Genomic DNA, 14,124 nt, shown 5'->3' on the forward strand with positions numbered 1-14,124 from the left:
GATCAGTTTTTAGTGATTTTATAAAGATTAAAAAGTAAATAAAAGATAATACCCCAGGAACCAATCACCAGCATTCCAGTAAAGAACAGAATAAACAAAGGCGCGCGACCGCTGCGTCCCCAAAGGGTTCTCTGGTCATACGTACTCGATGTGACAATAGGAGTGCCAACCGCGGCATCCAGACGGGCTTTAACGGTTCCATAATCGTCGTTTTCTTCAATAACTACTTCCATGGACAGATTGCCATCCTTTCCGGGAATGTCCGCGGGAATCTCAACCATGACAGTGCCGGATTCGTCGGTCATCAGGAGGTCTTCACTAATCACCAAAGGTTTAAACATCCGGGTGACCTGTACTCTGATCAGTGCATCGGCAATAGTGCTATCCAGTGCCTTATCCTTTAATGTGGCTTCTATAAAGTTCAGGCTGTCTTTTTGAACCAGGGAAGCAATCAGAAGGGCATCCCTGAATTCAACGGAGCTGCTGGCTCTTCTGAAAGTATCATTGCCTGCAAAAGACGCTCCGAGAATATAAAGGCCTGTGGAATCCGGTTGGATAGCCTCTAATCCCTCCAGAGTAAATTGCCCTTTGCCATCAGGGCCAGTGATTGTGGTCCCGAGGGGAAATTCCTGCCCGTCTACTTCATAATACACCTCAAGTTCAGCGTCAGGGACAGTGATGTTCGTTTTGTCGATCCGGGCGGAGGTTTGAAAATCCAGATACAGGGGGCCGTCCATCACCTTGGTATAAGAGGTAGAAAGTCTGAGACGTTCCTTATCCTGGGCCAGGCCTGCCTGAATGAAAAACACTAGCAGGATGCAGGAGATACCCTGCAATAAAGGGCGATTGATTTTTGAGCCTCTGATCATGCTGCAGCCTTTTTTTCCGAGGTTAGACGTTCGGCCTCTTCCTCTGCAAGCCGGTCGATGGATATGACCGGGACATAGCGGATCAACAAGGTTATGATCAGCAATGCCATGGCAAGGGTCGCCCCTGTGATCAGCCACTCGTGAACGCTTGGGAAGTAATAATGCCAGTTTTCCGGTACTCCCTGAATGGGTAAATAGGGATGAAGCAGGGTGGGGGTAACGATTAAATACCGCTTCCAATAGGCACCGAGAACGACGACGATGGCGATCAGATATAGAGGTCGGGGTTTTCGAAACCGTTTGAAAATAAGCAGGATGGCAGGGAAGACCAGACCCACAAGTGTCACAATCCAGAATGGGATGGCAAATTCTCCTCTCAATAAGGTCTCAAGGTGTTCGCTTTCCCCTTTTTTGGCTGTAAACAAGGGTACCAGATATTCATTGATATTGAAATACACATAAATAAGGCATGTCAGATTGAAGAGTTTGCCAATTTTATCAAAGTGATATTCCGTGATGTAATTTTCCAGCTGTTTGTTTTTTCGTACGATATAGACCACCGTGATTAGCGCCCCAAGCCCGGAAACCATGGCACCCGAAATGAAGTATGGGCCAAAGTTGGTACTGTTCCAGCCAACCCGATACGTAGTTGAAAAGAGGTATGCGTCAATGGATTCGAGAATAAGGCCCAACGGGATGATCATCAGTACAAGCAAATGGATGGATTTCCCCTGAAGATTAATCTGTTGTTGGCTCCAACGCCACTTCATTGCGAAAAATCCATAGATCTTGCTCAGCTTTTTGTTCGTTCCACTGTAGTGATCCCTTAAAATTGCGAGGTCCGGTATGAGTGGGAAATAGAGCAGCAACAAGCTTACAACGATAAAGGTGGGTATGATAATTACATCCCAAGTGATTGGAGACTGCAGTCTGGCGTGAATAAACAGATTCATCATCCGGTCCGGGCGGGCCATGTCGATAATAATCGTAATCCCAGCCATAATGATACAGGCCAGGGCGACAATTTGAGCCATCCGTACAAAAGGCCTCCGCCATTCGTTTTTGGTCAGCCGTAAGGCAGCGACTACAAGGGCGGCCACAAAGCTCGTAGCCACGAAGAAGACAAAATTTGAGATGTAGAGACCCCACAGGACGTAATCCCGCATATTGGTGACGACCTGTCCCCTGATCAACTGATCGACATAAGCGATGATGCCTGCTACGGTCACTGCCAGCAACAAGGCAACCCAGAGTTTACCTTTGAGGGAAAACTTCCGGGGCCCTAAATCCTTTATCAACTGGTCATACTTGCTCATGGTGCATCAGGCTTTTCAACCGATTGGAACTCGTTATAGTTTTCCAGGCCTTCCTCAAAAGGGAGCCGGTCTTTGGGTGGCAGGTAATAAACGCTTGGCTCTGTTCCCAAATCCTCAAAAAGGCGGTATCCCGCATTTTCTTCCAGGAGTTTACTCAGCCGTACGGTTTCGTTTCCGTTGGTCACCGTATCCTCGTATTTATCGCCAAAATAGAATACCCCGTTCGGGCAGGCGGTTACGCAGTGGGGAAGTTCTCCTTTTTCGGCCTGGTGGGGGCAGAAATCACATTTGTCAACCGTACCTTTAACACTGGGCATTCCCGCGTGCTCCGGACTGTGCAATTCTTCCACCATGTCCATGTTCATTTCAAACTCCTGATTGGGTTCGCTCCAGTTGAAGACCCTGGTGGAGTAGGGGCAGGCGGCCATGCAGAACCGGCAGCCCACACATCGGTCATTGTCGATGAGTACCAAACCGTCTTCACGCTTGAAAGTGGCATCCACCGGGCATACCGTCACACAGGCAGGCTGGTCACAATGCATACACATGGTGGGCATCCAGTATGGGGAGGTATCCTCAGTTTCCTGCATTTTATAAATTTTCAGCCAGGCGTTGTCCCCGGTCACGAAGTGATGTTTGTTACAGGAGCGCTGGCAGGCCAGGGCGTTCTGGCATTTTGCCAGGTCCACCACCATTGTAAATTTCCGACCGGGCATCCCTCTTCTTACATTATGGGTTACATGGTCCAGGTCCAACTCCTCGACATCCATGGGGTCTACTTCAATAATATTCCCATCGACATCCATGAGCTCCATGGTTTCCCCCGAAGGAGTGGTGTCTTCAAAAGCGAACCCTTCTTTCAAGTGGGCAAGAGCAGCTCCGCCTATCATGGAAGCCAGGCCGATTTTCCACCCATTATTCAGAAACTTGCGTCTGGTATCTTTAATCTGATCGTCCATAATTCAAAGTGCTACTGACCCTTCTTATCGGTATCCAGCCAGTTTAAAAGTTCGGAATTGCTGATTTTCTTTTTGACCACTATAGATTTTTCAAGACTACTCACCTTAACCCGGACAGCAGTCCCATCCGGTTTTAGTAGTGTTTTGTACTCCGCTGAATCCGGTGTATCCGTTTCTGAGGCCCGCGCCTGTGCAGGTAGCAGGGGTAAAAGGAGTCCCGTACCCAGGATTGGCAGAAATTTTCTTCGGTTAATGCCTTTCGGGTTTTTTGAATTTTTTTTCATGCGGGCTTAGAAATTATACAACCGGGTTATGGTGAAGCCCAGGAGAATGTTCCGGGTCCCCTTGAAAAAATTGTTTTCATTGTAGAAGTAGTTCGCCTGTGGCGTAATCCCGTTCAGGGAAGAAAGATACACCTGGAAAGCGTGGGAGGAGGTCACAAATTCCGCCCCTATGCTAAATCCGGGTTCGGGATAGTTGTACCCATCATAATCGGCAAACGGAATGCTGTACTCCATGGTGATGGAGGTCTGGGGAGTCACTTTATACCTGCCGCCAACTGCCAGGCCAAAAACATCGTTTTTCTGACCTTCCTTAACCAAATTAAAGTGTGAAATACTCCCGGCAACCTGCAGTGAGAGATTCGGAGAGAACCTCCGCGAAACAATGAGCTGGTGGAAAAAGGAATACCTGTGCTGTTCCAGCGAAAAATTCTCCTTCTTTCGGGCGTCGACAACAAAATTTCCATAATAACTTACGTTGACCGGCACTTTACCAGATCTTGTTTGCCTTAAGAGTCCAACTTTCCAGTTAAAATCCTGGAGCCTGCGGAGTTTTTCCGTGCCTATTCCGACCTGCAATCGCTCGTGAATGGTATACGTCAATCCAAGGCGAATGTTGGCAGCCCCCCAAATCCCCAAAAGATCATTTTCCCCTCCGCCTATAGTGCCGAAACGGTGTTGCATAACGGCTTCCAGGGTGTTTTTTAAGTAAATTTTATCTGTTGGATTGTCAATCAGAAAACTGCTTTCAAAAGCCGGCCGCTCGGGCTTATCAACGACCTCGACAGTATCCGCTTCGGTTTCCTGACTCGTCACAGTCAGCGGGATGCAGCACAAAATTAGAAAGAGAAAATATAGTGGTCTCATCTTTGAGGTTCTTTAGGTTAATTATTCCAGAGCACCCCGGTCTATCCAGGCTTCTATCAGGTCAATTTCACTGTTGCTGAGGTTTATGCCAACATTCGGGTGATTACCATTCCCGGGTAGTCGTTGATAAAAAACACTTCCCGCTCCGTCGCCGGGCACAACATAATCCGGAAACAAGGAATCCGGGGTACTTTCCTCCCGCAGGTCCGGAGCAGGTTCCAAACCGTTATGGCATTGCGTACAGTTGTATCTGGAAATAATTGGCTGAACATCCTCGGTATAGGTGATCTCATCTTCCGGGGGTGGGATCAGATCCTCTTCTATTTCGGTATCGTAATAACAGGCCGTACCAAATACGAGTAAGCAACCTGCCAGAAACTGAAGTGTTTTTTTCTTCATCGTGTATGATTTAATAAGTACCCTTATGTGTGCTGGAGTAGCCAATCCCTTCAAAGCCCAGGGACAAAATCTGATACTTCAGTCTTGCCCCGGTGCTTAGAAGTTCGGTCTTAGTCGTTCTGGAGCGCTTCGAGGGAATTCTTTAGCAAAGCTTTAGAATAATTGGGATTATGCGTCCCTTTACTCTGATCTTCCTCTAGGGTTTTGTAATTCCAGGCCGCCTGGGCTGCGGCGGTTGGAAAGATACCTTGTCGAGAACGTCCATTTTCCTGAAGGATTCCTATTACAGGCTCTCCGTTAGGAATGATGTTGCCATCCTCGTCTTCATCGTAGCCTTCACCTTCCACTTGCGTGAGAAGTGCGAGCAGGGTACTCATATCGGCTTCAAAGTTCTCAATACCTTCTGGTGCCCCGTTCGGGTGACACTGAACGCAGGCAGCTTCTGTCGGATTCCACGAGTGACCTCCTTCGTCAGCGGCTGTGGCATCTCCCATATGGCATTGTACACAAGAAGAACCTGTACGGTGGGTAGCCGAGGCTCGCGCAGGGTATCCCGTGGATCCTGAGATTTCAGCACCCAGTATTCCTTCAAGCATGGTGGATTGAGGGCTATGGTGTGGCCCGAAGCGCGTACTGGTCACCACGTAAACCCCGCTTGTATTGGTTGTTGGGATTTCATAGCTGTTTCTGGGTTGGTGGCAGGTAATACAGTTGTTGCTGGCATCTCCGAAGTCAATGGTAATCCCCGGAGCAAGTACTAAATCCGATGGATCCGGATTCCGAAGTGCATAATCCGGGCCGTCATTTTCAAAATCGAAGGTGCGGTGACTGCTGTGACAAGTGTTGCAATTAACTGCCATCGCCGGGTTGTATTTCGGAGCAATACCCTCAGGAGTCAGTCCAGTAGTATCAATAGCTCCCATCGTGACATAATCAATGAATCCTTCGCTTCCGTGGCATTGAGCACAAGAAGCGCGGTTTCCGCGTGCAAAAGTGCCTCCCGCACCGTGCGCAGAAAGCGCAAAGGCTTCAAAAATAGGTTCACGTGTTGAGTTGGCGTGGCAGGATACGCAGGAAGCTGTACCATCTGCGCCATCCGTTCCGTCTATCCCGTCTATCCCATCTATTCCATCCTGCCCGGGGGGTCCGGGTTGGGGGTCACTGGTACAATTTACAAACAAGAATGCTGATGCCAGAATCATCAGGAGCCCGAAAAACTTGTTGACTTTCATAAGGTGTTGTTTTAATTGGTGGTGGTTGTATTCTTAAATACTGTTAAAAAAATATTAAATACCTGCGTAAGTAACAAATGTTACAGTCGAAAAAACATGATTTTTATCATTAAACTTCTGTATTTGGAATAATTCTACATAATTATCTAATGCCAATGGTTTGTCGCACTATTTTTTGATCAATTTTAGGAAGCCATCTGAAAGCGTCGGCTGAGAAAAATTTTACGGTTCAATTTCCTGAACAAAGCTTTAGTAGTATTAGGATTATTTTATATTTGCAGGCCGAAAGAGAAGTGAGCTGAGTTTCTTTTGGAATGTAATTTTGAGTGACTAAAGCGAGTGATGCCACCACATCGGACGGCCCTCGCTCAAAAAGGTCCACCGGACCATATTCGGACACTCAGTCCGGGATGTAGTTCAGCCTGGTAGAATACACGCATGGGGTGCGTGTGGTCGCTGGTTCGAATCCAGTCATCCCGACCAGGAAAATCCAACGCGAAGGCGTTGGATTTTTTGTTTGTGAAGAGTGCAAACTTGTTTGCAAGCTCGGAATAAACAAAAAAGTCCACACAGCCTTGAGGCTGTGATGGATTTGCTTGTGAAACACCCCTCCTCTGGATCACCGACCGCAGGCGGGGTAATCCAGAATGCTACTCCTTAAATAATCACCCCTTTGTAATCAGGGGGGAAATGAAAAAACCACAAAGCGGAGCTGTGTTGGATTTACTTAAGCAACATCTCGTTAGACTGGATCACCGAGTGCAGGTGAGGTAATCCTCAATTGGAAAAGTCCCTTATTCTTGTTGTGTTATAAATATAGATCCGCTTACCGTCTTTTCCGGCCATGGAAATCGATAATAGATTAAATTCGTACCATTCAGGGACTAAAAATGGACATAATAGGATATGGAGCACCATAGAAGGAAATTTTTGAAAACACTGGGCGTAGGGGCTATGGGGGCCTTCGCAAGCCCAACGCAAATTTGGGCCAAAACAACTGCTGACTTACAGCAAACCTTAGGTTTATTCGACACAGAGGATACTTCGGAAGCCTATTGGGGGAACGTCAAATCACAATTTCCTTTTGCAGAAGGCTTAACCTATTTTAATAACGGCTCGCTGGGTGGTTGTCCAAAAGCCATTCGTCAAGCGACCCATGAATTTCGGGACACTCTGGACGATTTTCCCTCAAAATATATGTGGGGGGGATGGAATGAAGAGAAAGAGACCGTTCGTAAAAAAACAGCCTCCCTTTTTTCGGTTTCTCCTGAAGAAATCGCCTTGATCCACAATACCACTGAGGGTATGAACCTCATTGCCAGAAGCCTGGAGCTTCAAAAAGGGGATGAAGTCATCCTGGCCGACCACGAACATTCGAGCGCGGTAAGCCCTTGGAAAGTTTGGCAGGAGAGCAAGGGTATTCAATTAGTGCGCCCTACACTCCCTATGTTACCGGAAAGTGCGGATGAGATTGTAGAAGTCTATAAGAAATCGATAACTGTCAGAACAAAGGTTATTTCTATATGTCATTTAGTCAATACGAACGGAATGATACTCCCAGTAAAGCAAATTTCAAAAATGGCACATGAAAAAGGAATCCTCGTGGCTGTTGACGGTGCGCAGGCTGCCGGAATGTTCACTTTTGATTTAGAGGACCTGGGTTGTGATTTCTATACCGTAAGCGCCCATAAGTGGCTTTTTTCCCCTAAGGGAGTGGGTATTTTTTATGCCAGGGAAGAAAGTCAAAAACATCTGAAACCCCTTATTGTAGCCCGGGGCTATAAGGATAGCAGTATTCGCCGGCTGGAGAATTACAATACCCGAAACTTACCCGAAGTCCTGGGGTTTGGTGCCGCACTGGATTATCGCGAAACCATTGGAGGAAAAAAAATAGAAGCGCGTATTTATGAGCTCAAGGAATACTTTAGGAATGCTTTGGAGACGCATCCTAAGTTAATTTTGAAAACACCTAAGCAGGACTCCCTATCCGGGGGGATTCAGGTGGTGGAAGTACTGGGGAAAGATGTTCAGGATGTAAAGGATCGTCTATTTGATGAATACGGAATGGATTGTCGGCCCATGAGTACTTTTGGGCTCAACGGTGTTCGACTTTCCTTTGCCATTTTCAATACGAAGAAGGATATTGATCGCCTGGTTGTCGCTCTGGACACCATTGCAAATTCATAGTTTATTGTCATAGAGCGCTTTGCCTTGTGTCGAGTGCGAGTCAATCTCCTTCCTTATGAATTAGATCACCAGAAGTGCAGTGATCGAATAAAGTTTGCCTTCTCCTGAAAACTTCATATTTTGTTAGGATAAATAATTCTAATGGGACATTTCAGGTTATTTGCTGTTGTTATTCTTGTATTGATTTTCTCCGGCTGTGGGAATAACGACACCATTACGATGGATAGCGGTGCGGAAATGCTCCTGGTTGATTCCCCTGTAGTGAAGTTGTTGTCACGCACAACAATGAACGATGGGACTGTCGACAATTTGTTGGATCAGGCGGATTGTTTTACGCTGGAATTACCGGTGGTTGTTCGTATTGGTGATGAAGAATATGAAATCAAAACAGAGGAAGATTTAGATTACCTGATTGAATTGTTATCCGCTGACCACAATAAAGTTACTATTTGCCATAGGACAGGATCGGGTTTTAGAACCCTAGAGATTAATGTGAATGCCGTTCAGGCGCACCTCAATCACGGGGATAGCCTTGGGGCCTGTGAGGATGAGGAAGAGGATGACGACTATGATGATGACGACGATGAGGAAGACGACGATGACGACGATGACGACGATGAAGACGATGACGATGAGGACGACGATGGTGATGATGATGATGATGATGACGATGAGGACGATAACGATGATGACGATGATGACGATGATGACGATGACGATGAGGATGATGATGACGACGACGATGATGACGATGAGGATGAAGACGACGATGATGACGTCCTTGTTTGTCACAGGACCGGTTCGGGTTATAGGACTATTTCCATTAATGTGAATGCCGTTCAGGCCCATTTAAATCACGGAGATATTCTGGGGGCGTGTGGTAATGAGGATGACGATAAGAATGCAACCCCTGGAGATCAGGGAATGGATGACTATAAGGTTGAACTGGTATACCCGGTTACGATCATCCTGCAGGACTACACCAGGGTCACGATCAATAATGAAGCTGAAATGGAAGCGGCCCGGGCAGCATGTGAAGAAGGAAGTAATCCGGATAACACTATTGAATGTGTGGATTTAAAATATCCCATAACGGTATCGGTTTTTGATCCGGACCGGGATGTTTCCGATACCATTACTTTCGAAGATGACAGTGAAGTGTTTCTGTTTATCGATGCGCTCAAAGCATCTGACCGCGTGACCGTACAATTCCCGATCACTCTTATCCTTGCCGATGGGAGCGAGGTAGAAGTGGATTCACTCGAAATGTTGGAACAGTTGCTCGAGGCAAATAGTGCGGGGTGCGATCAAAGCGGTGCCTAGGATACCCCATCCACACTCCAAATGGTAGAAGGAGTCGCTTGTGTTTGCCGCTCAGGAGGAATAAGAACAAGGCTCAGGCCATAATTTAACCCTGAGGATTGAAGGGTATTAAATAAAAAAGAGGGCTTTTGCCCTCTTTTCATATTTAGTAAAGTTTTCTAATTGCCTAAGAAAACCGTATTAGTTTTAATAAGACATGCCTTCTGTGATTTCTCCAGCTAAGGTGACGTGTTAATGGCCGGTCCGCGCTTGCGTTATGTTCCGCATGTTGCCTTTTCGTATCTTTCATTATTATTTTTTTAGACACTGTTGTAGTGGAAGCAATATTGCCTCCATTATACGCTCAATACATTAGACGTAAAAAGAACGAAAATATTACAGTATTGGGAGAAGTTTAACGTCTTGAAAGTGCGGTTATATCAAATGTCACAGCCTTTATGGCGCTTAAAGCCCACTCCTGTTACATATTAGAAAATCCGGCTTAATACACGAACGGTTTAAATCTCAAAATGGTTTGAATTTTTAGCTCCAGAAAAGTTGTCCAATGAAAATAGTGCTCATTATTTTAGCAGTCCTGATAGCTCTTTTTATCCTTTCCCAAATCTGGGCTAAAACGGGTCAGAGAAATATTGAAACCTATCCTTTTGTAGTCGAAGGGAAATACGACACCTTTGAAATCCGTACCTATGAGGCGAGTTTGTTTACTTCTGTTAAACTTCCTTATGTGGGATATAAGAAAACCTCAGGCAAGGGATTTTCTATTTTGGCCGGATATATTTTTGGAGGCAATGAGCGGAAGGAAAAAATAGCCATGACCTCTCCGGTTGCTATGTCTTTGGAAGATACCATGACTGTAATGTTTATGGTTCCTAAAAAATTTAAACAGCAATCCCTGCCTCAGCCCGACCAAAGCCGAATAGTATTCAGGGAAGAGCCTGAAAAAACGGTTGCGGCCATCACCTTTGGCGGTTGGGCAAATGATAAAAAATAGAGGAGTATAAAGCGAAACTAAAGGATGCCCTGATGGCTGAAGGAATCCCGTATACAAATCGATTTTATTTCTTAGGATACAATCCACCCTATGAAGTTTTCAATCGCAAGAATGAAATTATCGTTGAACTTGAAAGATAGAACCTCCAAAATCTAAACCCGGTATGTTATGAAAAAAGTACTCATCACAGGAACCAGTAAGGGTATTGGCCTGGAAACAGCCTTGGCCTTCGCCCGCGCAGGTTATAAGGTATTTGCAACCATGCGAAACCCGGAAAAGGCACCGGCTCTCGCACAACAGGCCAGTAGTGAATCCCTGGATATTGCTATTTCCAAAATGGATGTGGATTCCGATGCTTCCGTAAAAACGTGTATTGATACCATACTCCATGAACACGGCCCGGTGGATGTTTTGGTCAATAACGCCGGGATAGAACGCCATGGCTCTGTGGAGGAAATGCCGATATCCGATTTTGAGGCCATCATGAACACCAATTATTTGGGAGTCCTGCGGTGTACCAAAGCCTTTTTGCCACAAATGCGGGAAAACAGGAAAGGGTGTATTATCAATGTAGCTTCTGTTTCCGGGCATATCGCCAATAGCCCCCTCGGTGGCTATTCAGCCAGTAAACACGCCCTTGAGGCGATCAGCGAGGCTTTAGCCCAGGAGGTTAAGCCTTTTAATATTAGGGTGGCCATTGTGGAGCCCGGGATCATCAACACCCAAATGGCACAGGATATTTCGGTAGCCGGAAACTCTGTTTATCCGAATTCCAAACGGCAGGCGGCGCTTTTTTCTGCTGCTTTAAAAACGCCAACGCCACCAAGCCTGGTTGCGGATAAAATTTTAGAGGTTGCAGATCGTACGGACTGGACTTTAAGACATCCTGTAGGACCGGATGCTGCCCCGTTCATCGCATGGAGGCAATCGATGACGGATGAGCAATGGATCGATTGGAATGCCGTCAGTGATGAAGAATGGTACGCCTCTATAGAACGGGATTTCGGACTTAAAGTAAGGTAAACCAAAACGTAATTATAAATTCCGAGGCCATTCCCGGATTGGAATTTCAAGATGTAGTAGCTTTACTAAGAGGTATAAAAAAGGTTTGAAATGCTCAGAAAAATAGTGCTTGGCGTATTGCTGATTCTGATTACGGCTATCGCCGTGTTGGCGGTGGTGAATCTGACCAACGCCTCCGAACCCATTCCTGAGCTGGAGATAGCCCATGGAGAGGAGGCTGAATTAAATACGCGGCCCTGGTGGGAAGCTACAACGGTATATCAGGTATACCCGAGGTCATTCCAGGATTCGGATGGAGATGGTGTCGGGGATATAGCGGGGATTATCTCCCGCCTGGATTACATCCGCGATCTGGGTTTTGAAACGATTTGGTTTTCCCCTTTTTTCAGGAGTCCCCAAAAGGATTTTGGATACGATGTAAGTGATTATTACCTGCCCGACCCACAGTACGGTGATTCCCTGTTGGTGGACAGCCTCATTCAGGAGATCCACAGAAGGGATATGAAGGTGGTTTTTGACCTGGTCCTCAACCACACCTCAGAAGAGCATCCCTGGTTTGTGGAGTCGCGTTTAAGTAAAGACAATCCAAAGAGTGACTGGTACCTCTGGCAGGATGGTAATCCCGATGAGCCGCCCACAAACTGGCACAGTGCCCTCGGGATGAACGGATGGCATTATGATACGACACGCCAGCAGTGGTATTTCTCTTCATTTTTATCCTTTCAGCCCGACCTGAACTGGCGGAATCCGGAGGTAAAAAAAGCGATGTTTAAGATGGTGCAACACTGGCTGGATAAAGGCGTGGACGGCTTCCGATTGGATATTTTCAACTATATCTACGAGGATCCGGAATTCACTGACAACCCTTTTAGCCTTAGGGTTATACCTACACAGGACTATACCAAAATGTTCTGGCAGGAAAAGAAATACAACATGAACCACCCCGACGATTTTGTCCTGGCAAAAGAGTTGAGGAGTATCCTGGATACCTACGACCCCCCAAGGTTTATGGTAGGGGAGGTCTTCGGAGACCACAAAACCCTTAAGAATTTTCTGGGCCAGGAGCAGGACGGGTTGAATCTCGTATTCCTTTTCGATATTTCAGCCCTGGAATGGGATGCCGATTTTTTCAGGGATAAGATCCGAAGAATTGAGGCGTTTTATCCCTATCCGTATACACCCACCTATGTTTTTAGCAACCACGACAGAGTAAGGAGTATTACCCTCCTGGGGGATGATATGCAGAAGGCCAGGACCCTGTCATTGCTACAACTGACCCTTAGGGGCGTCCCATTTTACTATCAGGGTGAGGAAATCGGTATGCCTACGGGGAATATTCCCGGGGATATAGCCCTGGATCCATTGCCGGCGGCATTCGACTGGCTTCCTGATTTTGCCAAAGATGAAGTATTCAACAGGGACAATTGCCGGACCCCAATGCAATGGGAGGCCGGCCCTAATGCCGGGTTTACAACGGCAGGGGCGGAGTCATGGCTTCCAGTGCTGCCAGGCGCAGATGAAATTAATGTGGCTTCCCAGCGGAGTGATCCGAATTCCCTGTGGCAAACCAACCAGAAACTACTGCAAATCCGTAATGAAAATGCGCCCCTGAAATGGGGTAGCCTAAGATGGCTTCCCAACTACGATCAGGGGGATGTCCTGGCCTATGAGCGGGTTTACCGGGACCAGACCCTTACCGTAATGATCAACATTTCGGAGGAGGTCAAAAACCTGCCTCTTTCTGATAAGAAAGCGTTGATTTTTGCATCCGGTGAGGCAGTCCTGGAAGGTGGAATGCTTCGTTTGGGGCCTGATTCGGGTGTGATTCTAAGATAAAGTATCCTTAGCGGATTTCCTGTTCCAGCAAATCGATCAGCTGCTCAGCATCTGAAATCAGGGAGGGTAATTCTCCTGAATACCTGACTGACATTTCGTTCTTCAGTTGAATATAATTATTAATAGATTCCCTGAGTAACTTTTGATCCGCATTGATAAAATCGATGTCCTGCTTCTTCAAAGACCGGTAAATATCGGTTTTTGAGAAATCAATGATCCGGACCGGTACCTCCTTATAAGGTGTGGTAATACGTAAAATTCCCTTGGTCCTGTCGTAATTGCGGTTCACAACTTTTCCCAACTGGGCTCTGGCCTGATTCTCCAGTCTGGCATCCTCCTCATAATCAAGATCCAGGTGATTCGTCATTGCCTCATAATTTACCATTTTCTTGACCAGGCTGTCATTTTGAAAGAAGGAGAGGATACCGGAGGATTTCATTTCCTGAAATGTCGCCCGATTCCAGGAAAAGGGCCGGTAGGAAGCATTCCCTGACAGGAGCATGAGGTTAAGGTTGCTGAGTTCTTCCATGGGTGTATTGCGGACATAATTAGCAAGGCTGTCAAGGGAAACATAGGCACGCTCTGCCTGAAAGGCTATTCGTTTTACGCTATTTATGTCGGCCTGTAGATCGCCGATGAGTGCCCTGGCATAAGTGGAAACCTGAGCTTTTTGCTGACGCTCTTCATTCCAGGTATTCACCTGCAGGGCGATCAGGATTCCGATGACTACCAGAAGGATTTCGCCCAGGGCATACAAGAGGTATCGGGAGATCTTATTTTGATTGAGAAGTTGCAATCGTAATTTTCTGAAAAGGGTAATCATAATCGATTCTTGGTTGGC

Annotated in this window: 14 protein-coding genes and 1 tRNA gene; 7 read left to right on the top strand and 8 right to left on the bottom strand. The window is 46.6% G+C overall.

The genetic code is table 11. The features are described 5' to 3' along the window. Window positions 1-2: 2 nt before the first annotated feature. The 7 genes from QU605_RS11440 to QU605_RS11470 form a co-directional block, all read right to left on the bottom strand. Window positions 3-869 (bottom strand): hypothetical protein, encoded by an 867-nt coding sequence (locus tag QU605_RS11440; RefSeq protein WP_289725448.1) that lies wholly within the window; start codon window positions 867-869, stop codon window positions 3-5. Continuing rightward, complete coding sequence (gene nrfD / locus QU605_RS11445; protein WP_289725449.1) at window positions 866-2,185, bottom strand: NrfD/PsrC family molybdoenzyme membrane anchor subunit; 1,320 nt, start codon at window positions 2,183-2,185, stop codon at window positions 866-868. Before nrfD ends, QU605_RS11440 begins: the two co-directional genes overlap by 4 nt. Beyond that, window positions 2,182-3,144, bottom strand: a complete 963-nt coding sequence (locus QU605_RS11450) for a 4Fe-4S dicluster domain-containing protein (RefSeq protein ID WP_289725450.1) — start codon at window positions 3,142-3,144, stop codon at window positions 2,182-2,184. The genes nrfD and QU605_RS11450 overlap by 4 nt, the downstream gene beginning before the upstream one ends. An 11-nt stretch (window positions 3,145-3,155) precedes the next feature. Then, the gene (locus QU605_RS11455; RefSeq protein ID WP_289725451.1) at window positions 3,156-3,428 is read right to left on the bottom strand and encodes a hypothetical protein; all 273 of its coding nucleotides are present in this window, start codon (window positions 3,426-3,428) and stop codon (window positions 3,156-3,158) included. Window positions 3,429-3,434: 6 nt separating this feature from the next. Beyond that, window positions 3,435-4,292: a DUF5777 family beta-barrel protein gene (locus QU605_RS11460; protein ID WP_289725452.1), complete on the bottom strand. Its 858-nt coding sequence runs from the start codon at window positions 4,290-4,292 to the stop codon at window positions 3,435-3,437. Between the two features lie 21 nt (window positions 4,293-4,313). Further along, on the bottom strand, window positions 4,314-4,691 hold the full coding sequence (locus QU605_RS11465) for a hypothetical protein (RefSeq protein ID WP_289725453.1): 378 nt from the start codon (window positions 4,689-4,691) through the stop codon (window positions 4,314-4,316). Window positions 4,692-4,801: 110 nt separating this feature from the next. After that, the gene (locus tag QU605_RS11470; protein ID WP_289725454.1) at window positions 4,802-5,923 is read right to left on the bottom strand and encodes a hypothetical protein; all 1,122 of its coding nucleotides are present in this window, start codon (window positions 5,921-5,923) and stop codon (window positions 4,802-4,804) included. Between the two features lie 406 nt (window positions 5,924-6,329). On the opposite strand from QU605_RS11470, the gene QU605_RS11475 reads away from it, so the two are divergent. The 7 genes from QU605_RS11475 to QU605_RS11505 all read left to right on the top strand — a co-directional run bounded on the left by QU605_RS11475 (window position 6,330) and on the right by QU605_RS11505 (window position 13,283). After that, window positions 6,330-6,406, top strand: a tRNA-Pro gene (locus tag QU605_RS11475). A 423-nt stretch (window positions 6,407-6,829) separates the two neighbouring features. Continuing rightward, a complete protein-coding gene (locus QU605_RS11480) occupies window positions 6,830-8,110 on the top strand; it encodes an aminotransferase class V-fold PLP-dependent enzyme (protein ID WP_289725455.1) in 1,281 nt (426 codons plus the stop codon). A 141-nt stretch (window positions 8,111-8,251) separates the two neighbouring features. Further along, the gene (locus QU605_RS11485) at window positions 8,252-9,433 is read left to right on the top strand and encodes a hypothetical protein (protein ID WP_289725456.1); all 1,182 of its coding nucleotides are present in this window, start codon (window positions 8,252-8,254) and stop codon (window positions 9,431-9,433) included. Between the two features lie 544 nt (window positions 9,434-9,977). Beyond that, window positions 9,978-10,424, top strand: coding sequence for an SOUL family heme-binding protein (locus QU605_RS11490; protein ID WP_289725457.1), 447 nt, complete (start codon window positions 9,978-9,980; stop codon window positions 10,422-10,424). 32 nt (window positions 10,425-10,456) lie between these two features. Then, window positions 10,457-10,564 carry a heme-binding protein gene (locus tag QU605_RS11495; RefSeq protein ID WP_289725458.1) on the top strand — a complete coding sequence of 36 codons (108 nt, stop codon included), beginning with the start codon at window positions 10,457-10,459 and terminating at the stop codon, window positions 10,562-10,564. A gap of 28 nt (window positions 10,565-10,592) precedes the next feature. Then, window positions 10,593-11,447, top strand: a complete 855-nt coding sequence (locus tag QU605_RS11500; RefSeq protein ID WP_289725459.1) for an SDR family oxidoreductase — start codon at window positions 10,593-10,595, stop codon at window positions 11,445-11,447. Between the two features lie 90 nt (window positions 11,448-11,537). Further along, window positions 11,538-13,283 (top strand): alpha-glucosidase, encoded by a 1,746-nt coding sequence (locus tag QU605_RS11505; RefSeq protein ID WP_289725460.1) that lies wholly within the window; start codon window positions 11,538-11,540, stop codon window positions 13,281-13,283. A gap of 7 nt (window positions 13,284-13,290) precedes the next feature. On the opposite strand, the gene QU605_RS11510 is transcribed toward QU605_RS11505, so the two are convergent. Next, on the bottom strand, window positions 13,291-14,106 hold the full coding sequence (locus QU605_RS11510; protein ID WP_289725461.1) for a DUF6090 family protein: 816 nt from the start codon (window positions 14,104-14,106) through the stop codon (window positions 13,291-13,293). Between the last annotated feature and the right edge of the window lie 18 nt (window positions 14,107-14,124).

It is taken from the genome of Robiginitalea aurantiaca, assembly GCF_030380815.1.
Classification (GTDB): Bacteria; Bacteroidota; Bacteroidia; order Flavobacteriales; family Flavobacteriaceae; genus Robiginitalea; species Robiginitalea aurantiaca.

Excerpts from the sequence above, each read along its gene's own strand:
- QU605_RS11440 (WP_289725448.1), bottom strand. The coding sequence starts at position 869 with ATGATCAGAGGCTCAAAAATCAATCGCCCTTTATTGCAGGGTATCTCC.
- nrfD (WP_289725449.1), bottom strand. The coding sequence starts at position 2,185 with ATGAGCAAGTATGACCAGTTGATAAAGGATTTAGGGCCCCGGAAGTTT.
- QU605_RS11450 (WP_289725450.1), bottom strand. The coding sequence starts at position 3,144 with ATGGACGATCAGATTAAAGATACCAGACGCAAGTTTCTGAATAATGGG.
- QU605_RS11455 (WP_289725451.1), bottom strand. The coding sequence starts at position 3,428 with ATGAAAAAAAATTCAAAAAACCCGAAAGGCATTAACCGAAGAAAATTT.
- QU605_RS11460 (WP_289725452.1), bottom strand. The coding sequence starts at position 4,292 with ATGAGACCACTATATTTTCTCTTTCTAATTTTGTGCTGCATCCCGCTG.
- QU605_RS11465 (WP_289725453.1), bottom strand. The coding sequence starts at position 4,691 with ATGAAGAAAAAAACACTTCAGTTTCTGGCAGGTTGCTTACTCGTATTT.
- QU605_RS11470 (WP_289725454.1), bottom strand. The coding sequence starts at position 5,923 with ATGAAAGTCAACAAGTTTTTCGGGCTCCTGATGATTCTGGCATCAGCA.
- QU605_RS11480 (WP_289725455.1), top strand. The coding sequence starts at position 6,830 with ATGGAGCACCATAGAAGGAAATTTTTGAAAACACTGGGCGTAGGGGCT.
- QU605_RS11485 (WP_289725456.1), top strand. The coding sequence starts at position 8,252 with ATGGGACATTTCAGGTTATTTGCTGTTGTTATTCTTGTATTGATTTTC.
- QU605_RS11490 (WP_289725457.1), top strand. The coding sequence starts at position 9,978 with ATGAAAATAGTGCTCATTATTTTAGCAGTCCTGATAGCTCTTTTTATC.
- QU605_RS11495 (WP_289725458.1), top strand. The coding sequence starts at position 10,457 with ATGGCTGAAGGAATCCCGTATACAAATCGATTTTATTTCTTAGGATAC.
- QU605_RS11500 (WP_289725459.1), top strand. The coding sequence starts at position 10,593 with ATGAAAAAAGTACTCATCACAGGAACCAGTAAGGGTATTGGCCTGGAA.
- QU605_RS11505 (WP_289725460.1), top strand. The coding sequence starts at position 11,538 with ATGCTCAGAAAAATAGTGCTTGGCGTATTGCTGATTCTGATTACGGCT.
- QU605_RS11510 (WP_289725461.1), bottom strand. The coding sequence starts at position 14,106 with ATGATTACCCTTTTCAGAAAATTACGATTGCAACTTCTCAATCAAAAT.